The sequence below is a fragment of the Histophilus somni genome (assembly GCF_014202395.1).
In the GTDB taxonomy this organism is placed as follows: domain Bacteria; phylum Pseudomonadota; class Gammaproteobacteria; order Enterobacterales; family Pasteurellaceae; genus Histophilus; species Histophilus somni.
Genome location: NZ_JACHGQ010000001.1, coordinates 56,004 through 77,924, shown reverse-complemented (window position 1 = coordinate 77,924; position 21,921 = coordinate 56,004). Strand labels below are relative to the sequence as shown.

Sequence of the window (21,921 nt, the reverse complement as noted above, 5' to 3'; positions counted from 1 at the left end):
ATTAAATTGTAGGGGTTATTACTCCTACTTTTAATATTTCCAAGCTCAATAGATTTCGATCGGAATCCCTATGGATTTATTACAACAGTTACAAAATCAGTTAAATCAGTTTCCCTCTCATACTAAACTTCTACTAGGATTTAGTGGCGGACTGGACTCAACGGTTTTGTTATCTTTATTGGCAAAACTCAGAAAAAAACAACCGCACTTATCCTTACGGGCAATCCATATTCATCACGGATTAAGTCAAAATGCAGATAACTGGGCTATTCATTGCCGACAAATTTGTCAGCAACTGGATATTTCTTTTCTGTGTGAAAAGGTGACGATTAATCCTCGTAAAGGGATTGAGGCTGATGCTCGTGAAGCCCGTTATCAAGCGATTGCTAATCATCTACAAGACAACGAAATTCTTGTTACCGCTCATCATCAACAAGATCAAACAGAAACCTTTTTGTTAGCTTTAAAACGTGGCAGTGGCTTACAGGGATTGGGGGCAATGCAAATACAGAGTGTTGTTTTTAATCTGCCTATTTTTCGCCCGCTTTTACATTGCACAAGACAACAACTTGAGCAATATGCTAAAACAGAAAAACTTAGCTGGATTGAAGATGAAAGTAATGCTGATAATCGTTATGAACGTAACTTTTTACGTAATGATATTTTGCCTAAACTTCGTCAGCGTTGGCAATCTATTGATAATGCGGTACAACGTAGTGCTCAACATTGCTTTGAACAGCAGCAACTGATTAATGAATTGCTTAATGATGAATTTAATAAAATTTACGATAAATTCGACCGCACTTTATCCATTGCCAATTTCGCTACTTACTCAATTTTAAAGCAAAAAGCCTTACTACGAACTTGGTTACAACATCTCCATATTTTGATGCCTTCAACAATACAGTTGGATAATATTATGAGAAATATGATTCAAGCACAAGAGGATCGTAATCCGACATGTAGACTTGGAAATCAGGTCTTACGCCGTTATCAAAAACGTCTTTATGCTACGCCGATATTACAAGATTTAAGTCATATTCGCCTAGATATTCAAGCTAACGAATGCATTAATTTACCGGATAATTTAGGTGAAATTTGTTTACTAACCAAAAATGAGCATTTGCAGGTTACATGGCAAGATAAACAGATTTTATTACCCCTGACACAGGAAAAAATAGAAATTCGCTTTCGTTATTCCGGTAAAGTTAAACTCCCGCAAGGATTTCATCAAGAAATGAAAAAATGCTGGCAAGATCATAATGTTCCTGTATGGCAACGCACCCGTATTCCCTTGATTTTTTATGGCAATAAATTTAAAAGTGCGGTAGGTTTTTTTAATAATTGTGAGTAAAAAAATAACCCCATCTTGATGGGGCTATTTTAAGAACCAATCCTATCTTAACGCCAACCTTTAAACTGATTAATTAAACCATTGGTTGAACTGTCGTGACTATTGATTTGCTCATCTCCAACCAGTTCCGGCAAAATGCGGTTAGCAAGTTGTTTACCTAATTCAACTCCCCATTGATCAAAACTGTAAATATTAAAAATTACCCCTTGTACAAAAATTTTATGTTCGTACATAGCAATTAATGCACCTAACGTGAATGGCGTAATTTTTTGCACTAAAATGCTGTTTGTCGGTTTATTACCGGTAAAAATTTTAAACGGTACAATATTTTTCACTTCATCTAAGGACTTCCCTGCTTGAATAAATTCAGCTTCAACTTCTTGTTTTGTTTTACCAAAAGCGAGTGCTTCTGTTTGTGCAAAGAAATTTGAAAGCAATTTATTATGATGATCTGACAACACATTATGGGTTTGTGCTGGGGCAATAAAATCACAAGGAATAATCTTCGTCCCTTGATGAATTAATTGATAGAATGCGTGCTGACCGTTAGTGCCAGGTTCTCCCCAAATAATAGGACCAGTTTGATAATTATTAATCACTTGACCACTGCGATCTACATATTTACCGTTAGATTCCATATTACCCTGTTGGAAATAAGCTGCAAAACGATGTAAATATTGGTCATAAGGTAACATCGCTTCAGTTTCAGCACCTAAGAAATTACAGTTCCAAATACCAATTAACGCTAACGTAATCGGAATATTTTGTTCCATTGGTGCGGTGCGGAAATGTTTATCCATTTCATGTGCACCAGCTAATAGTTGCTCAAAATTGTCAAACCCAATAGAAAGTGCAATAGAAAGTCCGATTGCAGACCATAAAGAATAACGACCGCCTACCCAATCCCAAAATTCAAACATATTGTGAGTATCTATACCAAACTTCTCCACTTCTTTTACATTGGTTGAAAGTGCAGCGAAATGCTTAGCTACTTGGCTTTCATCTTGTGCAGCTGCTAAAAACCATTTACGTGCAGAAATCGCATTAGTCATAGTTTCCTGTGTTGTGAAAGTTTTTGAAGCAACTAAAAATAAGGTTGTTTCCGGATTTACTTTTTTCAACGTCTCCGCTATATGCGTTCCATCAACATTGGAAACAAAGTGCATGGTTAAATGATTTTTATAGGGACGTAATGCTTCCGTTACCATATAAGGGCCTAAATCCGAGCCACCGATACCGATATTCACCACATCGGTAATCGCTTTACCGGTGTAACCTTTCCAATCACCGGAAATAACACGTTGACAAAAAGATTTCATTTTCGCCAACACTGCATTTACTTCCGGCATAACATCTTTACCATCTACATAAACCGGTGTATTTGCACAATTACGAAGTGCGGTATGTAATACAGCACGATTTTCTGTACGATTAATTTTTTCACCATTAAACATTGATTCAGTTGCTTCATTCAAAGCACATTCTTTAGCTAACTGACGTAATAAAGATAATGTTTGTTGATTAATATTATTTTTTGAATAATCCACTAAAATTTGTTCGGCAAATTTTAACGAATAGTCATTAAATCGAGTCGGTTCTTGCTCAAAAAGTTGTTGAATAGTAACTTGATCTAAGTCTTTTTGATGTTGCTCTAAAGCTTTCCACGCATTAGTTTGAGTTGGATTAATATTTTGCATCATTTTTCCTCTCTATGGTTTAAAAATTTAATCAATATATTCGATCAATACTCTAGGTGTTAATTTAGTGATAAGTTCATAGCTTATCATCCCGCTAATTGCAGAAATTTCCTCAATAGGTAATTCCTTTCCCCATAAAATAACTTCATCACCCACCTTATCTTGACTTTCAATACCAAGATCTACCGTTAACATATCCATCGATACACGCCCAACAATTGGTACTTTTCTGCCATTAATATAGACCGGTGTACCTTGAGGCATATCCCGAGGATAACCATCTCCATACCCAATAGCTACAACGCCTATTTTGGTATCTCTCTCACTAATCCAACTTCCACCATACCCCACAGGTTCACCTTTTTTATGATTTCTAATAGTAATTAATGAAGAAGTTAACGTCATAGCCGGAATGAATCCATAAACCTCAGCAGGCGTATTATTCGGCGAGATACCATACATAATAATACCTGGACGAATCCAATCTAAATAGGCTTGCTGCCAAAACAAAATACCTGATGAGGCAACAATAGATCGCTCACCTTGTTTACCCTCGGTAACTTGTAAAAAACGCTCTAACTGAATTTCCGTATAACCACACATCAATTCATCTGCCCGGCTAAAATGACTCAAAAACCCGATTTCTTTTACATTTGAACATTGAACAAGTTGCTGATAAAAGTCTTCTACCTGTTCAAGATCTACACCTAAACGATGCATTCCTGTGTCAATTTTCAACCATACTTTAATTTTATTCGGCAACTTGGCTTTCTTAAGCTCATAAAGCTGTTCTTGATTATGGATAACTGTTTGAATGTTATTAACAGCAATAATTGGCAAATCATCCTCGGAAAAAAAACCCTCTAACAATAAAATAGGTTTAGTAATACCTTCAGCACATAGACGTAATGCTTCCGATAATCTAGCCACACCAAAACAGTCAACCAGATGATGTAGAGTAGAGGAAACGAACTCCAAACCATGTCCATAAGCATTTGCCTTAACAATTGCAATGACTTTACTGTTTTTGGCTTTTTGCTTAATAACTTGAATATTATGTTTTAATGCAACAGAACTAATCCTGGCTGTTGGAGGTATGACATTCATTGATTCGACTCTAATCTTATTTTGTATAATACTGCGGTATATTTGCTAAATTATCAAAACGTGAATATTGCCCCTGAAAGGCTAATTTCACTGTTCCAATAGGTCCATTACGTTGCTTACCGATAATAATTTCCGCAATGCCCTTATTATCTTCCGTTGTTTCGTTATAAACTTCATCTCGATAAATAAACATAATCAAATCCGCATCTTGTTCAATGGATCCCGATTCACGCAAATCCGAGTTTATAGGTCGCCTATCCCCTCTGTTCTCCAATGTACGATTTAACTGAGAAAGTGCAACTACAGGAACTTTTAATTCTTTCGCTAATGCTTTTAAGGAACGAGAAATTTCTGCAATTTCTAAAGTGCGGTTATTTTCAAATCCTGGAGCTCGCATTAATTGCAAATAGTCAACCATGATTAAACTTAACCCGCCATTTTCTCGATACACTCGTCTTGCTCTGGAGCGTAATTCCGTTGGCGTTAATCCCGAAGAATCATCAATATACAAGTTAGGTTTTTGCTTAAACATCCCAAAGGTTCCGGAAATTTTAGCAAAATCTTGCTGTGTTAAATTACCTGTACGGATTTTAACCTGATCCACTCGAGAAAGTGAAGCTAACATACGCATCAAAATCTGTTCAGCCGGCATCTCCAAGCTAAAAACCAAAACCGGTTTTTCCGATAACATCGCAGCATTCTCACATAAATTCATAGCAAATGTTGTCTTACCCATCGAAGGACGAGCTGCAACAATAATTAAATCGGATTTCTGTAATCCAGATGTTTTTTGATCCAATGCAGTAAAACCGGTTGAAACACCGGTCACACCGTTATTTGTTGGTGTAGCCGCCAGATTTTCAATTTTATCAATAGTGTTAAAAAGAAGATTTATTACATTTTGCGGTCCTTCATTAGCTGATGTTCGTTTTTCCGCAATAGAAAATATATCACGCTCCGCATTATCCAAAATGTCTTTTATTGCTTGCCCATTTGGTTTATACGCATTTTTTACAATATTATTTCCCACTGAAATTAACTCACGTAAAATTGCTTTTTCACGCACAATTTCAGCATAAGTCAAAATATTGGCCGCACTCGGCGTATTGTTGGACAACTCTGCTAAATAAGCAAAACCACCGACCTCTTCACTTTTTCCTTTTGCCTTTAACACCTCATCAAGAACTAATAAATCAACAGGGGTATTTTGTGCAAATAATAATGCTATTTCTTGAAAAATAATCCGATGCTCAAAAGTATAAAAATCTTCGGCAATGATCTGATCCGCTACGCTATCCCAATAACGATTATCTAATAGAATCCCACCTAAAACAGCTTGCTCCGCTTCAATGGAATGAGGAGGAATGAGGGTTTGCTCAAATTTTTTATCTTTGATCCGTGCAGATTGATTTGAACCGGTAGTTGCTTTAGTCATTAAAAGAAAAATTACCTAATTAGAAATTGAAAACTGTGCTATATGATATACCAAATCTAAGCGAGAATTAAGAGAGAGGGAAAAATTAATCAAAACAATATAAGTGATGAAAAGCAACCGCACCTTAAAGTGCGGTTATTTTTGAGAAATTTTACTTCTTACGTCGTTCAATTAATGCCTCAGACAATTGTTGTAATACGATTTCTGTATCTGACCAACCAATACAAGCATCGGTAATACTTTGTCCATAGGTAAGTGCTTTTGCTTCAACTAAATCTTGACGACCTTCAACTAAATGGCTTTCAACCATGACACCAAAAATTTGTTTTGAACCATTAGCAATTTGAGTACAGACATCAGTGCAAACATCTAACTGTTTTTTAAATTGTTTACTACTATTCGCATGACTAAAATCCACCATAACATGCGGAATGCGACCGGTTTTTTCTATATCCGCACAAACTGTCCGAACATCTTCCGCACTATAATTAGGACCTTTCTCACCTCCACGCAAAATAATATGACAATCCTCATTTCCTTTTGTAGACACAATTGCTGAATGACCGAATTTTGTGACAGATAGAAAATAATGTGGTGCTTCTGCCGTACCTATTGCATCAAGAGCAATGCGAACTCCACCGTTAGTTCCATTCTTAAAGCCCACCGCACATGACAAACCGGATGCCAATTCACGATGAACTTGCGATTCCGTTGTTCTTGCTCCAATAGCCCCCCAACTCATAAAGTCCGCAAGGTATTGCGGTGAAATCATATCTAAAAATTCACCGGCAGTAGGCATTTCCATATCGTTAATATCAGATAATAATTTACGTGCAATACGCAAACCATCATTTAAAGCATAGCTACCATCTAAATGAGGATCATTCACTAATCCTTTCCAACCCACAGTTGTACGTGGTTTTTCAAAATACACACGCATTATAATTTCCAACGTATCATGATATTTTATACGCATTTCTTTAATGCGTTTAGCATATTCCAACGCAGAAGCAGGATCATGAATAGAACAAGGTCCAATAATAACGAGTAAACGATCATCTTTTTGATGAATAATGTTATGTGCTGCCAAGCGGGCTTTTTTTACTGTTTTAATGGCTACATCACTTGCAGGAAATTTTTCTAATAATGCAATAGGGGGCAAAACTTGCTCAACTTTTGCAATTCTGGTGTCATCATTTGCAATACGAATATTATTTTTATTCTTAGCCATATACTACTCTCTCTTACTACATAAAATTTACAATCATAGAATTAACAATTTATATTTAATGGTATTAAACGTAACATTTATTTTTGTACTAGTAAACTAATTTTTCCTAGTACGCACTTAAGACTTGTGCAGGTTGTAATTTAGCCGCTCGGCTTGCTGGATATAAACTTGCCAATAAACTCAACATCAAAGCGACCACTAGTACCATAAGTACATCTTGCCAATGTAATTCGCTCGGTAAAAAATCAATAAAATAAATTCCATCTGATAATAACTTTTTATCCAGTAAAAATTCAATAAATTGAATCAGATCGGTTAAATTTAAACTCAGTATTACCCCCAATGCTATTCCAACTAAACAGCCTTTCATACCTGATTGCAACCCGTACCAAACAAAAATTTGTTTAATAAAACGATTATTAGCCCCCAATGTACGCATAATAGCAATATCAGCCTGTTTATCTTTTACTGCCATAATCAAAGTTGACACAATATTAAAACAGGCAACACCTATCACCAACACCATCGCAATATACATTACTGTTCTAATTAACTGAATATCGTTATACATATAACCAAACTTGCCAATCCAATCTTGAACTTGTAGGCGTTGCGGATAATCATATAAATATTCATACGTCATCTTTCTAACCGCAAAAGGATCTTGAACTTTTAGCTCAACCCCAGTAATTTCATCGGGCGTATAATCCAATAATACTTGTGCTTGCGATAAGCTCATCAACGCATAGCTATGATCCAATTGCCCATCTAAACGCAAAATACCTGTTACTTGAATGCGATAACGGAGAGGCTGAGATAATTGATTATCGCTATTAGCAAAAGAAATTAATAACGTTACCCAATCATTTTCGGATACACCTAATTCTTTCGCAATGCCATAGCCTAAAACCAAACCGCCATTTTTCTGAAATTGTTGCCAGCCATCATTTAACACAAATTTACTCAAATTACTCACTTGATCTTGTGTAACTTGTTCTATTCCCCTCACTTGAGCTACTTTCAGTTTTGTGCCGTTTTCAATTAATGCCGTAAATTCAACAAAAGGGGATTGTGCTAAAACATTTGGATCCTGCTGTAAAAGTGCGGTAATTTTTTGTCGACTTTCAATCTTGACATTTCCTTGCTCTTGATACGATATAATTTCACTATGTGGAACAACAGATAAAATACGCTGATTAAGTTCTCGCTCAAAACCGTTCATCGCACTTAATCCTACAATCAACACTGCCACACCTAATGCAATTCCAATAGTTGAAAATAAAGCAATTAATGATACCAACTTATTTTTAGAACGACTGTATTGATAACGCCAGCTAATAAAAAATGGAGTATTCATGAGTTACTTTCCCTCAAGATACCGTCTTGCATCACTAAACGGCGACCCAACTTTTCCGCTAATTGCAAATCATGAGTTACTAATAAAAATGCAATTTTTTGTTCCTGATTAAGTTTTTGGATAAGTTCAAAAATACTTTCTGTTGTCTTATGATCCAAATTTCCCGTAGGTTCATCAGCCAACACGAGTTTTGGATTATTCACCAACGATCTAGCAATTGCAACACGTTGACGCTCTCCGCCAGAAAGTGCGGACGGTTTATGCAAAATTCTCTTAGCCAATCCCACCGCACTTAGTATATTCTCAGCTCGATCTTTCGCCTCTGTTTTATTTTTGTGACTAATTAACATCGGCATCATCACATTTTCAAGTGCGGTAAAATCCGCCATTAAATGATGAAATTGATACACAAATCCTAAATACTGATTACGCAGTTTAGCTAATTCGTCCTGTGTTGCCCTTTGTAGTGATTGCCCATGAATAAAAACTTCACCGCTTGTTGGCTGATCTAATCCGCCTAACATATGTAAAAGAGTACTTTTGCCGGATCCGGAACTTCCTACAATAGCAATTAATTCTCCTTCCTGCATGGAAAAAGACACCTCTTTTAAGACTTGAGTTTGAAGACTTCCTTCCTGATAATGCTTTGTAATATTTTGACAGATTAATAATCTATTCATCGTTTGCTCCAGTTCTCTTATTATTCATAACGTAATGCTTGTGCCGGCTCAATTTTACTCGCTCGGTAAGCTGGATAAATTGTTGATATTAAAGATAATGTTAACGAGAAAAATAAAATTAACGCAATTTGATAAACGTTAATTTCTGTCGGTAAAAAAATACCCTGAGGATTAATCCACTGAATAATCTTCGCTAAATTCATTGCTACAACAACCCCTAAACCGCCACCTAACACAGCACCGCTTGCCCCTACAAAAAAACCTTGCAAAATAAAAATATTACGCACTTGTCCTTTTCTCAATCCCTGTGTTTGTAAAATAGCAATTTCACCTTGTTTATCCACCACCATCAAACTTAATGAAGTAACAATATTAGAAACAGCCACCACAATAATTAAACTAATTAGCAAGCTCATCATATTCTTTTCCATGCGAACTGCTTGGAAAAACTCCCCTTTTTGACTACGCCAATCTACAATTTTCCATTGCTCAGTAGGGAAAAACTTAGGCAATTCACTAATGAAAAAAGGATCTTGCAAAAATAAGCGATAACCTTGAACTTGTTCAGGTTTAATCCGCATTAAGCGTCCAATATCCGCTAAATTGGCAAAAACTGCATAGCTTGCCTGTTCAGAAAAGGAAGAGTAAATATCACTGATGGTAAATAAACGTTGTACCGGAACTCGACCAAAGGGAGTATATTGGCTATTTTCCGTCACCATCACTCGAACTTTATCACCAATCTGTACGTTTAATTTTTGTGCCAATTTCCAACCGATAATTAATTTAAACTCACCGATTGGAAGAAGTTGCGAAAAATGATTTTCTGAAAACTCACTCAATAAAGGATCATCAGAAAATTTTTGCACCCCAAGAATTTGCCCAGCACTGACACCTTGTGCAGTTTGAAACACGACAGAAGTTGTATTAATCGGCACAACTTTTTGCACAAAATCGGGCATGTCCGGTTGCGAGGTGGTCAAATATATAGAATTATTTTTAGGCATTAAAATACTGTGCGGAATATTGGAAAGAACCTGTTGTTTTTGATATTTTTCCAAGCCGTTCATCACAGACAAAACAATAATTAACGCCATAACACCTAAAATAATACCAACGGTAGCAAGCGTCGTAACTAATTGCCCGAAGTGATCCGCACTTTTAGCCCGCCAATAGCGTAATGCAATAAAAAGAGAAATTGGAAAGGTCATCTTATAATCTATAAAATTACAAATCTATGAATTCACGTTGCGACTACATCAAGAAAATAAAAACAATAAAATTGGATTTATTAAACCAGTGTTTTCTTTGTTACTGAAAATTAATCTAACAAACCCAATTTAGTCATTTTTTACTGAGTAAATAAAATCAGCTTAACTAATTATTTACCTGTTTTGACAAACTCTCCAATATTTTGTGCAACTTTGTTCACCAAAGTGGTCACCGCACTATCTGATGCCCATGCAATATGTGGAGTAACAATCAAGTTTGGTAAACGAGTAGCTGCCTGAATAAGCGGATTCTCTTTCTCAGGCGGTTCTTTAACCAGTACATCAATAGCCGCTGCGGCAATCACTTTATTTTCCAATGCTTCAACCAGTGCCTGTTCATCAACTAAAGGGCCTCGTCCGGTATTAATTAAGTAAGCCGTCGGTTTCATTAACTTTAACGTTTCTGCATTAATCAAATTTTGTGTTTGCTCCGTTAAAGGACAATGCAAAGTCACAATATCCGCTTGCTTTAAAACCTGTTCAAAAGGTAAATATCCCGAACGAATTTCTGTTGCACCACGATGTTCAGCGTAAATCACATTCATACCAAGTGCGGTCGCTAATCGACCAATTTCCGAACCTAAACAGCCTTTACCTATCACGCCTAAAGTTGATCCTTTAACATCGGTAATCGGATAATCAAAATAGCAAAATTGTTTACAGTCTGCCCATTTTGCACTTAGCTGATCTCTGTACCAATTCATTAAACTATGTTTTAAGGCAAAAATTAAACCTAAGACATGCTCAGGTACGGTTACCGAAGAATAGCCGGTTACATTTTTTACTGTAATACCCAATTCTTTAGCTGCTATTAAATCAACATTATTCGTTCCCGTTGCCGTAATAGCGATTAATTTTAACTTAGGTAATTGCAACATCACCTCACGACTGAAAATAACCTTACTGGTAATAACAATATCAGCCTCTTTTGCACGATCTATCAACTGATCAGCATCGGTATATTCATATTCAATCCATTGATGCTCAAAACTTGGGCGAGGAATAGTAATATGTTTTGGAATTGCCGTACTGTCTAAAAATACAATTTGCATCATTTTCTCCTTAGTTAATTGGAATAGGCCGTGTCAATATACCAAAGTAATAAACATAAATATAGAAAAAATCCGTATTCACTAAAAATACGGATTTTTCATTATGCTCATTTAATTTGACGTATCTATTTCCTCAAAAGATTTAACTAGATCATCAATAGCTTTCATTTGTGCAACAAAAGGTTCAAGTTTTGATAAAGGTAATGCCGATGGTCCATCACACTTTGCTTGGTTTGGATTAGGATGAGATTCTAAGAATAATCCGGCTAATCCAATCGCCATACCGGAACGAGCCAATTCGGTTACCTGATCACGACGACCACCGGAAGCTGCCCCAAAAGGATCACGACATTGTAAAGAATGAGTTACGTCAAAAATAACAGGGCAACCTTGTGACACTTTTTTCATAATATTGAAACCGAGCATGTCCACTACTAAGTTGTCATAACCAAAATTAGTACCTCGATCACACAAAATCACCTTATTATTTCCACATTCTGCGATTTTTTCCACAATATTGCCTATTTGACCTGGGCTTAAAAATTGTGGTTTTTTCACATTAATCACCGCACCTGTACGAGCCATCGCTTCAACTAAATCAGTTTGACGAGCTAAAAAAGCCGGTAGTTGAATAATATCAACGACTTCCGCTACAGGTCGGCATTGATAAATTTCATGTACATCAGTAATCACTTTTACACCAAAAGTCTCTTTTAATTCTTGGAAAATTTTTAATCCTTCTTCCATTCCAGGACCACGATAAGAATGAATAGAAGATCGATTAGCTTTGTCAAATGAGGCTTTAAATATATAGGGTACGCCTAATTTTTGCGTAACTTCTACATATTTTTCACAAACTTGCATCGCCATATCACGACTTTCCAACACATTCATACCACCGAATAAAACAAAAGGCTTATTATTGCCGATTTCAATATTGCCTAACTGAATAACTTGATTTTGCATAATCATTTCCTTACTAATGAATAGATTCAATTTCTAATTGTAAATATTCCAATTGAGGTAATAATAAAAGTGCGGTCGGATCTTCCGGACATTTTTCTAAAAAATATTCAAAGTCATTCAATGCCGCTTGCATACACCCCATTTGAGTTAATACCACCCCACGATCACGAATTTCATAAGGATCATCAGGATTTCTGGACAAGAGCATATCAATATATTGATATGCCTCATTATTTCTAAATTCACGAATTAACGCATGCTTTGCTAATTGACAAAACCGATTCGTTAATTCTTGCACATCTGCAACTTCTAATATCTCCAAGCTTAATTCAGTACCAAAACCAAATGCTCCTTCATATAACTTTTTTAGCTGAGAATATGTCATATATTGACCATTCCAAGGATCAATAAAGGCGACCTCTTCATCAACATCAGCACGCAAAATTAATTGCGTAGGAAAATTGACCGGATAAATGGGCAAATTCAAACTTTCAGCCAAGTATAAAACTATTGCTCCCAGTGTTACCGGCATTCCTCTTCGTTGCGTTAACACTTGATCCAAATATAAGTTCTCCAACGCAAAATACCGTTCGGGATCACAAAAAAATCCCCATTCTCCATACATCAACTGCAATAAATGATGAATTTTTCTTTTAGTTTCCCAATTAGAATCAATTTTTTTACGAGCTTCACGAACCAAACCGCCAATCATGCCTCGAATACGCCGTATTTCTTTACTACTATTGTCATGCGTAATAAGATAAAAAGAGGTCATTTCATCATATAATGCTTTATGATAATACTTCATTTTTTCCTCTTAATTGAGCTAATGTTATTCGCTCATTACCGCCATAATCGTTAATTGTTTCAACTTGTTTCCACAGTTTCTCGGCAAAAAAAGACCGCACTTTTTGCCCTTGCTGCCAGCCATGCTCTACTAATAAAAAACCTTGTTTTTTTAAATAATTAGGAGCTTGCTCAATAATATATTGTAAATCGGCATATCCTTTTTTTTCTGCCACCAACGCCGTCAAAGGCTCAAAACGTACATCACCCTGATTTAAATGCTGATCTTCCGCATCAATATAAGGGGGATTACTGACAATTAAATCAAATTGTCCAGTTACTTGCTCAAACCAATTACTTTGCAAAAACTGTACTTCGGTCAAATGATTACGCACTGCATTAGTTTTTGCTAATTTAACAGCGTCGGCAATAACATCCAGACCAAATATCTCAAAATGTTGACCGCTCTTTTTCAGTTCATCAGCCAACGCCAAAGCTATAGCACCTGTCCCTGTTCCTAAATCTAAAATACGAATGGGGGATTGAGTAAAGTCTTTTGATTTCTTAAGCAATTGAATGCAAACCAGTGCTTGTTCAACCAAAATCTCAGTATCTGGACGTGGAATTAAAGTATAGGGAGCCACCTGTAAATTTAATGTCCAAAATTCCGTTTCACCCAGCACATACGCCATTGGTTCACCTTTAGCACGGCGAACCAATAATTCTGTGAGTTGTTTCAATTCATCCTCTGTCAATAAGGTTTCTGAAAAAGCTAAAATCGCTGATTTTGAACGTTTAGTGACGGTCTGCAATAACAAATTTGCATCAACTTTAGCATCTAAGAAAGGATCTTTAGCAACATTCTCAAATAAACGTTTTTCGGCAAGTTCCAGCCATTGTTGATAATTCATTTCTTTAGTGAAACTTAAGTTTTCTTCACAACGATAGTCGACATAACTATATCCACTAACGAACGTCTTTCCTCATTTGCAAAAGCAACAATTGCACTAACTGAAGTTAAGATACCTGTTAATGCAAAAAGCTGTTCAATAAATTCACGCAATACATAACGACCAAATGTTAAGGGGTGATTTGTTCTATAGTCTATCACTTGTAAATTTAGCCATTTCTTTGCTAATGTTTGCTTAGCGTTATACATGAGGAATAATTGATATCCGATATAGAGGAAAATAAAAATGAGACCTGCAATCTGGTTCAAGACAATAGATCCAAACAAAATAGCCACATAGAACAATAATGCATTTATGAGGGAAGCCAACCAACGCTTAAATCGACTGGCATAAACAATATCTGATACGTTATTGGAATTTGCTTGTAATTTATGATCTTCTTCAACAATAAATTTACGATTTTCATCATTAGAATTGTTTTTTTCATTTAATTTTTCAACAATCATCGTATCTCCTTCTCATAATCTTAAGAGGAATTTTCTCTTCGTCAGAATAGATTAATGTTGTTCGGACAACATTGCCAACTGATCTGCTTGATATTCCGTAATAATTGGTTGAATTAGCTCGTCAATCTTGCCATTCATCACTTCATCAAGGCGATATACCGTTAAATTGATACGATGATCCGTTACACGACCTTGCGGGTAATTGTAAGTACGAATTTTATCTGATCGATCGCCTGAACCTAATAAATTACGACGAGTATCCGCTTGGGCTTGAGCTTGACGTTCCTGTTCAGCTTGTGCAATACGAGAAGCTAAAACGGAAAGTGCCTTCGCCTTATTTTTATGTTGTGAACGCTCATCTTGACATTCCACTACAATACCCGTCGGAATATGCGTAATACGTACCGCAGAATCCGTTGTATTAACATGCTGACCACCTGCTCCCGAAGAGCGGTAGGTATCAATACGCAAATCCGACGGATTAATCTCCGGCATTTCATTTTCCGGTAATTCAGGCATAACAGCTACGGTACACGCAGACGTATGAATTCTGCCCTGAGATTCTGTTTTTGGTACACGTTGCACACGATGCCCGCCGGACTCAAACTTCAGTTGACCATACACGCCTTCGCCATTCACTTTGACAATAATTTCTTTATATCCGCCTTGCTCACTTTCATTTGCATTCAATACTTCCACACGCCAACGTTTACTTTCTGCATAACGACTGTACATGCGAAATAAATCACCGGCAAAAATACCAGCTTCATCACCGCCGGTTCCAGCACGAATTTCTAAATAAGCATTGTATTCATCATTTGGATCTTTAGGTAATAACAGGATTTGTAATTGTTGCTCCGCATTTTCAATTTCAGCTTTTGACTCTTCTATTTCCAATTCAGCCATTTCTTTCATATCAGGATCATCAAGCAATAGTTGTGTTTCTTCAATATTGTTATTCAACCAATTCCAACGTGCGAAACATTTTACAACATCTTCTAATTGAGCATATTCTTTTGAATAAGCACGGAATTTATCTTGATCGTTAATGACAGAAGACTCCCCAAGCAACGCTTCAAGTTCTTCATGTCTCTCTTTTAAGCTCTCTAATTTACTAATAATACTGGCTTTCATTCTCTGACCTTACAAAATAATAATGTAAATTTAAATTTCAAAACTTAATATCACCGAACCATTGGTATATTTTATCGTGTATTCGAGTACCATAAAAATCAACAATATTTCTATCATATTTGAAAACAGCGGTGGAAAATAAGGTAATCACTCTTTCAAAATTCACATCAAGCAATTCAAATAGTTCACTCGGCACAACATCTTGATATACAAATACATTCTCAAAATACTTTTGATAATCTGTTGTTTCTCTAGGGTGTGGTTTTATCACTAGCAAACGCTCGTCATAATTTTTTATGATATGTTGATAAATGGCTATTTTCTCTTGCTCTGATATTACACGATCTTCCGATAAACACTGCGTAAATAATATATATTTCTTCATTTTTAACGATATAAGTGAATCTAAATTAAAAGCAAAGAAATCCAATATGTTATGTTGTTCTTGAGCTGTTCTTGTTTTCCATAAATGCTCTAATGAAATCAGTTCAACTTTATGCCTAATGTCACTTGGTACATTTTCTAAAGAGGTCAAATAAATTTTCTTTACCGTCTTATGAAAACCAAAAACAGGAATATCCCTTGTTAAATTAATTTCATATCTTTTAGGACTAAAATTCGCTATGCCATCCTCGATTAAATAAAAATCAAAATATTTAAGAAAATAATCTGTCCAACCTAAATGATCAGAACCATAAACAGGAATACGGTCAATCTTAAATCGATAAAAATAAAGTTTATAATAGAGACGCCAAAATTTTGTTATTTTCTTTTTAATGGCAACATAGTGCTTGATTTTATACTTTTTATGTAATTCAAAATCTTCATTAAAAACAAATAACACTTCATCTAAATGATATTTATTTAACATCAGAAAAATCAACAACATTCTTAAACTACTGACAATAACAATTGCTTTGATTTTCATATTACACTTCATGATATTCAACTATTTTGGCTCTAAATCTTGGATTATTACCCAACTCCGAAAACAGAAAATTCAATTCGAGGCTGCCTTAGAATTACCTAAAACAGCCTCTATATAATAACCATAATAGCAGAGCTACATTACAGAAACATTTAAAGTGGAGCCACCAACAATACGAACTCGAGCTCCCGGCACTAAAGTTGCATCATACTTTTGCACAACAACAATTTCTTGTCCATTGTCTTTTCTGATAACAAGTTCCAACGCATTAATCTGACTTGCTTTTTCTTCTACTTTACTACCAATTACCGCTCCGGCAATAGCACCAACTGCTGCAGCGACTGCCTGTCCGGTACCACCGCCTATACTAGATCCCACTATTCCACCTAAAGCACCACCACCAACAGTCCCAATCACACCTTGGTTATCGCCTTGAATTTTAACCGGACGGATTGATTCGATGATACCATAACTGATTGAACGAGCTGATTTAGCTTGTGTGCCACTATAGACATTACCACTGTATATATCTTCATTGACACAACCAGCTAATCCCAAACTAAGTAAAATAGCTAATGATAAAGTCATTTTTTTCATAATAGTTAACCTCTCTTTTTTGATTAATTTTTAGATGTTCTAGAAAGCCAAGAACTTGATCTTTTACGAGAAATATTTGTTACTGTTATACCATCGTCATTGTGAGAGACTTCTACACAAGAGCCTACAACTAAATGAGAATCGTAAGAATGACCTAATACGATCTCCTTAATTCCTCCCTCTTGCTGTTTGCAATCATTTTTACGAATAGTTAATTTTAAATTATTTCCTTTTTGAGCAGCGAACAAAATTTCGCCCCTATACACATTATCATTTTTTGTAGATGAGCAAGCTGCTAATCCTAAAAAACCTAATAATAAAGTGAATGCTAATGTTACTTTTTTCATCGAATCTAACCCTCAATTATCTTTTTGATATGATACGGGTGAACTTTTATGCAAGTATGATTTTCTAGTTGATTAACAAAACTCACTGCAATAGACGGGTTAGGTAATTGCTCGCCATCCGCCTTAGGTTCACTTACTTTAACTTTCAAATTAGCCAATTCGTCCCATAAAAATTGTTGTCTTATACGTGTAACCCATTCATCAACAGTTTCATTCACTTCAAATGGAATTATAACTTCAATATGCTCCCAGTTTTCCACTGGATACACTTTATCTTTAGGGAACGGTAATTCAATAATATCAATAAACTGATCCGAAAAACGTATCGGATTATCAAGTTGAATTAAATAAATAACTCTCCCGTTTACAATATTACCGCTCAGAATTGTACCGCACTTTAACAGCAAAGTCAGCCAATCCTCCGCAGATTTACGTTTATTTACTCTCAAGGCAATATGGTCAATTTCAACACGATCTAACCGTAATTGCATGGAATGGGCTAATTCAATAATTTTTCTTTCAAATTGTTCAAACTCATCTAATGAGATATTAGATTGCCGAAACAAAGAATGATTTTGGTTAAAAATCTGCATTTTTTATTGCTTTATCTTTTCTGAATAAGGAAAGAGCGGTATCATAACGCATTATTTTCACAAATCAATTATTAGGTATATCAGTGAATATTCAGTCTATTTTATCTAACAAAATCAAACAAGCGATGCGTCAAGCCGGTGCAGATGAACAATGTGATGCTTTAGTGAAACCATCCGGTAAACCTCAGTTTGGCGATTATCAAGCTAATGGAATTATGGCAACAGCTAAAAAACTGGGTTTAAATCCCCGTGATTTTGCTCAAAAAGTACTCGATCTCATTGATTTAAAAAATATTGCCGAAAAAATGGAAATTGCAGGTCCCGGATTTATTAATATCTTCTTAGATAAAAATTGGTTGGCAGAAAATATTCAAGTTACCTTGCAAGATAAAAAATTAGGTATTAAAACCGAAGAAATTCAAACCGTCGTTGTAGATTATTCCTCACCGAATGTAGCAAAAGAAATGCACGTTGGACATTTACGTTCAACCATTATTGGCGATGCGGTCGTTCGTACACTGGAATTTTTAGGGCATAACGTTATTCGAGCGAACCATGTCGGAGACTGGGGTACACAATTCGGTATGCTTATTGCCTATTTGGAAAAAATGGAAAATGAACATGCTTCAGCAATGGAACTGGCAGATTTGGAAGCCTTCTATCGTGCTGCTAAAGAACATTATGATAATGATGAAACCTTTGCAGAAAAAGCACGTAATTACGTGGTAAAGCTACAAAATGGTGATGCTTATTGTCGCACAATGTGGAAGAAACTTGTTGATATTACTATGCAACAAAATCAACGTAATTATGATCGCTTGAATGTGACCTTAACCCAAAATGATGTAATGGGGGAAAGTCTGTATAATCCAATGCTACCTGAAATAGTTGCGGATCTAAAAGCACAAGGTTTAGCCGTTGAAGATGAAGGTGCACAAGTTGTTTACCTCGAAGAATTTAAAAATAAAGACGGTGATCCGATGGGGGTTATCGTGCAGAAAAAAGATGGCGGTTTCCTCTACACAACAACAGATATTGCGGCGGCTAAATATCGTTATCATACATTAAAAGCAGATCGTGCTTTGGTGTTTTCCGACACACGTCAAAGCCAACATATGCAACAAGCATGGTTGATTACTAGAAAAGCCGGTTATGTGCCGGACAGTTTCCAGCTGGAACATAAAAATTTCGGTATGATGTTAGGTAAAGACGGAAAACCGTTTAAAACTCGCTCCGGTGGAACGGTTAAACTGACAGATTTATTAGATGAAGCGATTGAACGTGCAGATCAATTAATTTCAGCAAAAAACACCGCACTTTCAAATGAAGAAAAAGTAGCAGTGGTAGAGGCAGTGGGTATCGGTTCAGTCAAGTATGCGGATCTTTCTAAAAATCGGACAACCGACTATGTATTCGATTGGGACAACATGTTGAGTTTTGAAGGAAATACTGCACCTTATATGCAATATGCTTATACTCGTATTCGTTCTATTTTCAACAAAACCGATATTAGCGAAGAACAGCTTTACCCTGCCAAGATCCAATTAGCAGATGAGAAAGAACGTTTACTTGCAATTAAATTGCTACAATTTGAAGAAACAGTACAAATTGTAGGCAAAGAAGGAACGCCGCATATTCTATGTGCCTACTTGTATGAGTTAGCCGGTTTATTCTCTAGTTTCTACGAGCATTGTCCTATCTTGAATAATGATGATGAAAACGTAAAATTAAGCCGTTTAAAACTCGCCTTACTCACCGAAAAAACCTTAAAACAAGGTTTGGATTTACTCGGTATAAAAACAGTGGAAAAAATGTAGTTCAGATATTTCCATTATTGGTTCGTATAAAAAAGGCAACATCCGTTGCCTTTTCTGTAGGTTATTAATTTACTCATGGTGTCAACAAAGTTCTTAAAACTTTACCAATATCAGCCAAACTTCTTACCGTTTTCACGCCGGCTTTTTCCAAAGCGACAATTTTTTCCTCTGCCGTTCCTTTTCCGCCACTAATAATTGCTCCTGCATGTCCCATTCGTTTTCCTTTCGGAGCGGTTACTCCGGCAATATAAGCCACAACAGGTTTAGTTACATGTTTATGGATAAAATCGGCTGCTTCTTCCTCCGCACTTCCACCAATTTCACCAATCATCACTATCGCATCAGTTTCAGGATCTGCTTGGAATAATTTCAAAATATCAATAAAACTGGAACCGGGGATAGGATCTCCTCCAATCCCTACACAAGTGGATTGTCCAAACCCCTCATCCGTTGTTTGTTTTACTGCCTCATAAGTTAACGTGCCGGAACGAGAAACAATTCCGATACGCCCTTTTTTATGAATATTTCCTGGCATAATCCCCATTTTGCATTCCTCTGGTGTAATAACACCGGGACAATTTGGACCAATCATCACGACATCACTTTGCTGTAATTTTTTTTTCACCTCCAACATATCCAACGTTGGAATACCTTCTGTGATGCAAACAATAAACTTAATGCCCCCATCAATTGCTTCTAAAATAGCATCTTTACAAAAAGGTGCCGGAACATAAATCATGGTTGCGGTAGCACCAGTTTTCTCCACTGCCTCACGAACAGTATTAAAAACAGGCAATCCTAAATGCAACGAACCACTTTTTCCTGGGGAAACCCCTCCAACTAATTGAGTGCCATAAGCTAAGGCTTGTTCACAATGAAACGTGCCTTGTTTACCAGTAAAACCTTGACAAATCACTTTGGTATTTTTGTTAATTAAAATTGCCATTATTCACTCTCCTTTGCTGCATTAACTGCTTGTTCCGCTGCTTCAGTTAAGCTGTTTACAGCAATTAAATTCAAGTTACTTTGTGCTAAAATTTCACGTCCTAAGTCCGCATTTGTTCCTTCCAAACGCACAACAACTGGAACACTCACACCAATTTCATTGATTGCGGAAACAATTCCTTTAGCAATTAAATCACAACGCACAATACCGCCAAAAATATTCACTAATACGGCTTTAACCGCACTGTCCGTTAAAATAATTTTGAATGCTTCCATAACACGTTCTTTTGTTGCTCCACCACCGACATCAAGGAAATTTGCTGGTCGTCCGCCATGTAATTTAATAATATCCATCGTTCCCATGGCTAAACCGGCACCATTGACCATACAACCAATATTCCCATTTAACGCAACGTAATTTAAATTCCACTTTTCAGCCTCAGCCTCACGAGGATCTTCTTGCGTTAAATCACGCATAGAAAACAAGTCAGGATGACGATACAACGCATTATCATCAACCACAACTTTTGCGTCTAAGCAAAATAATTCATCGTTTTTTAAAATAACCAATGGGTTGATTTCCAGTAGGGATAAATCTTTTTCAACAAATAATTTGGCAAGTTGGCAAAAAATTTGGCTGAATTGCTGAATTTGTTTCCCTGATAATCCTAATTTAAATGCCAATTCTCGCCCTTGATATGGCATCGCTCCAACCAAAGGATCGATAGTTACCCTATGCAATAAGTGCGGTGTTTTTTCTGCTACTTCTTCTATATCCATACCGCCTTCACTTGATGCCATAAAGACAATACGTTGAGAGCTACGGTCAATAATTGCACTCAAGTACAATTCTTTTTGAATTTCCGCACAGGGTTCAAGATAAATTTGATGAATCGGTTGTCCCTGTTCATTTGTTTGAACGGTAACTAAACGCTGTCCTAAAAACTTAGTAAAAAACGACCGCACTTCTTGTGCTGATTTAACCACTTTTACTCCACCAGCTTTACCACGTCCACCGGCATGGATTTGACATTTTGCAATCCATTGAGAACCTGATAATTTCTCAATCGCACTTAACGCCTGTTCAACATTTTCACAAACATAACCTTTAGTTACAGGTAAACCATAATCTGCAAAAAGTTTTTTACTCTGATACTCATGTAAATTCATATCGTCCCCTTATTGATACGTTTCAATACCGCACTTT

At 36.2% G+C, this 21,921-nt stretch carries 21 protein-coding genes; 2 read left to right on the top strand and 19 right to left on the bottom strand.

From position 1 onward, the window contains the following. The first annotated feature begins 70 nt into the window (after nt 1-70). A complete protein-coding gene (gene tilS, locus HNR69_RS00370; protein WP_075293908.1) occupies nt 71-1,354 on the top strand; it encodes a tRNA lysidine(34) synthetase TilS in 1,284 nt (427 codons plus the stop codon). 47 nt (nt 1,355-1,401) lie between these two features. Here tilS and pgi read toward each other — a convergent pair whose 3' ends face one another. The 17 genes from pgi to HNR69_RS00285 form a co-directional block, all read right to left on the bottom strand. Beyond that, a complete protein-coding gene (pgi, locus tag HNR69_RS00365) occupies nt 1,402-3,051 on the bottom strand; it encodes a glucose-6-phosphate isomerase (protein WP_075293909.1) in 1,650 nt (549 codons plus the stop codon). A 27-nt stretch (nt 3,052-3,078) separates the two neighbouring features. Further along, on the bottom strand, nt 3,079-4,158 hold the full coding sequence (gene alr, locus HNR69_RS00360; protein WP_075293910.1) for an alanine racemase: 1,080 nt from the start codon (nt 4,156-4,158) through the stop codon (nt 3,079-3,081). A 16-nt stretch (nt 4,159-4,174) separates the two neighbouring features. Beyond that, on the bottom strand, nt 4,175-5,593 hold the full coding sequence (locus HNR69_RS00355; RefSeq protein WP_075293911.1) for a replicative DNA helicase: 1,419 nt from the start codon (nt 5,591-5,593) through the stop codon (nt 4,175-4,177). 151 nt (nt 5,594-5,744) lie between these two features. Beyond that, nucleotides 5,745-6,824 (bottom strand): 3-deoxy-7-phosphoheptulonate synthase AroG, encoded by a 1,080-nt coding sequence (aroG, locus tag HNR69_RS00350; protein ID WP_011609095.1) that lies wholly within the window; start codon nt 6,822-6,824, stop codon nt 5,745-5,747. A 106-nt stretch (nt 6,825-6,930) separates the two neighbouring features. Then, nucleotides 6,931-8,181, bottom strand: a complete 1,251-nt coding sequence (gene lolE, locus HNR69_RS00345) for a lipoprotein-releasing ABC transporter permease subunit LolE (protein ID WP_075293912.1) — start codon at nt 8,179-8,181, stop codon at nt 6,931-6,933. After that, entirely contained in the window at nt 8,178-8,861 is a 684-nt protein-coding gene (gene lolD / locus HNR69_RS00340) for a lipoprotein-releasing ABC transporter ATP-binding protein LolD (protein ID WP_011609097.1), read from the bottom strand. Before lolD ends, lolE begins: the two co-directional genes overlap by 4 nt. A 20-nt stretch (nt 8,862-8,881) precedes the next feature. Further along, nucleotides 8,882-10,072, bottom strand: a complete 1,191-nt coding sequence (locus HNR69_RS00335) for a lipoprotein-releasing ABC transporter permease subunit (protein ID WP_075293913.1) — start codon at nt 10,070-10,072, stop codon at nt 8,882-8,884. Nucleotides 10,073-10,242: 170 nt separating this feature from the next. Continuing rightward, nucleotides 10,243-11,187 carry a 2-hydroxyacid dehydrogenase gene (locus tag HNR69_RS00330; protein ID WP_178384293.1) on the bottom strand — a complete coding sequence of 315 codons (945 nt, stop codon included), beginning with the start codon at nt 11,185-11,187 and terminating at the stop codon, nt 10,243-10,245. A 108-nt stretch (nt 11,188-11,295) separates the two neighbouring features. Next, nucleotides 11,296-12,150, bottom strand: coding sequence for a 3-deoxy-8-phosphooctulonate synthase (gene kdsA, locus HNR69_RS00325; RefSeq protein WP_012340566.1), 855 nt, complete (start codon nt 12,148-12,150; stop codon nt 11,296-11,298). A gap of 13 nt (nt 12,151-12,163) precedes the next feature. Continuing rightward, nucleotides 12,164-12,958 (bottom strand): SirB1 family protein, encoded by a 795-nt coding sequence (locus HNR69_RS00320; RefSeq protein ID WP_011609101.1) that lies wholly within the window; start codon nt 12,956-12,958, stop codon nt 12,164-12,166. Then, a complete protein-coding gene (prmC, locus tag HNR69_RS00315; RefSeq protein WP_012340568.1) occupies nt 12,942-13,847 on the bottom strand; it encodes a peptide chain release factor N(5)-glutamine methyltransferase in 906 nt (301 codons plus the stop codon). Before prmC ends, HNR69_RS00320 begins: the two co-directional genes overlap by 17 nt. 14 nt (nt 13,848-13,861) lie before the next feature. Continuing rightward, nucleotides 13,862-14,353, bottom strand: coding sequence for an RDD family protein (locus HNR69_RS00310; RefSeq protein WP_135026434.1), 492 nt, complete (start codon nt 14,351-14,353; stop codon nt 13,862-13,864). A gap of 51 nt (nt 14,354-14,404) precedes the next feature. Next, nucleotides 14,405-15,487 carry a peptide chain release factor 1 gene (prfA, locus tag HNR69_RS00305; protein WP_136122219.1) on the bottom strand — a complete coding sequence of 361 codons (1,083 nt, stop codon included), beginning with the start codon at nt 15,485-15,487 and terminating at the stop codon, nt 14,405-14,407. 37 nt (nt 15,488-15,524) lie between these two features. Beyond that, nucleotides 15,525-16,415 (bottom strand): glycosyltransferase family 52, encoded by an 891-nt coding sequence (locus HNR69_RS00300; protein WP_183405636.1) that lies wholly within the window; start codon nt 16,413-16,415, stop codon nt 15,525-15,527. Between the two features lie 135 nt (nt 16,416-16,550). After that, a complete protein-coding gene (locus HNR69_RS00295) occupies nt 16,551-17,012 on the bottom strand; it encodes an outer membrane lipoprotein (RefSeq protein WP_136122218.1) in 462 nt (153 codons plus the stop codon). Between the two features lie 23 nt (nt 17,013-17,035). Then, a complete protein-coding gene (locus HNR69_RS00290; RefSeq protein WP_136122217.1) occupies nt 17,036-17,359 on the bottom strand; it encodes a hypothetical protein in 324 nt (107 codons plus the stop codon). A gap of 5 nt (nt 17,360-17,364) precedes the next feature. Then, nucleotides 17,365-17,952: a VOC family protein gene (locus HNR69_RS00285; protein ID WP_011609108.1), complete on the bottom strand. Its 588-nt coding sequence runs from the start codon at nt 17,950-17,952 to the stop codon at nt 17,365-17,367. Between the two features lie 83 nt (nt 17,953-18,035). Between HNR69_RS00285 and argS the strand changes: the two genes are divergently transcribed. Continuing rightward, entirely contained in the window at nt 18,036-19,769 is a 1,734-nt protein-coding gene (argS, locus tag HNR69_RS00280; protein WP_136122216.1) for an arginine--tRNA ligase, read from the top strand. Nucleotides 19,770-19,842: 73 nt separating this feature from the next. Here the strand turns inward: argS and sucD are convergent, their stop codons facing one another. Both sucD and sucC read right to left on the bottom strand, forming a co-directional pair. After that, nucleotides 19,843-20,715 (bottom strand): succinate--CoA ligase subunit alpha, encoded by an 873-nt coding sequence (gene sucD / locus HNR69_RS00275; protein ID WP_012340576.1) that lies wholly within the window; start codon nt 20,713-20,715, stop codon nt 19,843-19,845. After that, entirely contained in the window at nt 20,715-21,884 is a 1,170-nt protein-coding gene (gene sucC, locus HNR69_RS00270) for an ADP-forming succinate--CoA ligase subunit beta (protein ID WP_075293919.1), read from the bottom strand. Before sucC ends, sucD begins: the two co-directional genes overlap by 1 nt. Nucleotides 21,885-21,921: the final 37 nt, after the last annotated feature.

Coding starts and splice junctions, on each gene's coding strand:
- tilS (WP_075293908.1), top strand. CDS start 71: ATGGATTTATTACAACAGTTACAAAATCAGTTAAATCAGTTTCCCTCT.
- pgi (WP_075293909.1), bottom strand. CDS start 3,051: ATGCAAAATATTAATCCAACTCAAACTAATGCGTGGAAAGCTTTAGAG.
- alr (WP_075293910.1), bottom strand. CDS start 4,158: ATGAATGTCATACCTCCAACAGCCAGGATTAGTTCTGTTGCATTAAAA.
- HNR69_RS00355 (WP_075293911.1), bottom strand. CDS start 5,593: ATGACTAAAGCAACTACCGGTTCAAATCAATCTGCACGGATCAAAGAT.
- aroG (WP_011609095.1), bottom strand. CDS start 6,824: ATGGCTAAGAATAAAAATAATATTCGTATTGCAAATGATGACACCAGA.
- lolE (WP_075293912.1), bottom strand. CDS start 8,181: ATGAATACTCCATTTTTTATTAGCTGGCGTTATCAATACAGTCGTTCT.
- lolD (WP_011609097.1), bottom strand. CDS start 8,861: ATGAATAGATTATTAATCTGTCAAAATATTACAAAGCATTATCAGGAA.
- HNR69_RS00335 (WP_075293913.1), bottom strand. CDS start 10,072: ATGACCTTTCCAATTTCTCTTTTTATTGCATTACGCTATTGGCGGGCT.
- HNR69_RS00330 (WP_178384293.1), bottom strand. CDS start 11,187: ATGATGCAAATTGTATTTTTAGACAGTACGGCAATTCCAAAACATATT.
- kdsA (WP_012340566.1), bottom strand. CDS start 12,150: ATGCAAAATCAAGTTATTCAGTTAGGCAATATTGAAATCGGCAATAAT.
- HNR69_RS00320 (WP_011609101.1), bottom strand. CDS start 12,958: ATGAAGTATTATCATAAAGCATTATATGATGAAATGACCTCTTTTTAT.
- prmC (WP_012340568.1), bottom strand. CDS start 13,847: ATGAATTATCAACAATGGCTGGAACTTGCCGAAAAACGTTTATTTGAG.
- HNR69_RS00310 (WP_135026434.1), bottom strand. CDS start 14,353: ATGATTGTTGAAAAATTAAATGAAAAAAACAATTCTAATGATGAAAAT.
- prfA (WP_136122219.1), bottom strand. CDS start 15,487: ATGAAAGCCAGTATTATTAGTAAATTAGAGAGCTTAAAAGAGAGACAT.
- HNR69_RS00300 (WP_183405636.1), bottom strand. CDS start 16,415: ATGAAAATCAAAGCAATTGTTATTGTCAGTAGTTTAAGAATGTTGTTG.
- HNR69_RS00295 (WP_136122218.1), bottom strand. CDS start 17,012: ATGAAAAAAATGACTTTATCATTAGCTATTTTACTTAGTTTGGGATTA.
- HNR69_RS00290 (WP_136122217.1), bottom strand. CDS start 17,359: ATGAAAAAAGTAACATTAGCATTCACTTTATTATTAGGTTTTTTAGGA.
- HNR69_RS00285 (WP_011609108.1), bottom strand. CDS start 17,952: ATGCAGATTTTTAACCAAAATCATTCTTTGTTTCGGCAATCTAATATC.
- sucD (WP_012340576.1), bottom strand. CDS start 20,715: ATGGCAATTTTAATTAACAAAAATACCAAAGTGATTTGTCAAGGTTTT.
- sucC (WP_075293919.1), bottom strand. CDS start 21,884: ATGAATTTACATGAGTATCAGAGTAAAAAACTTTTTGCAGATTATGGT.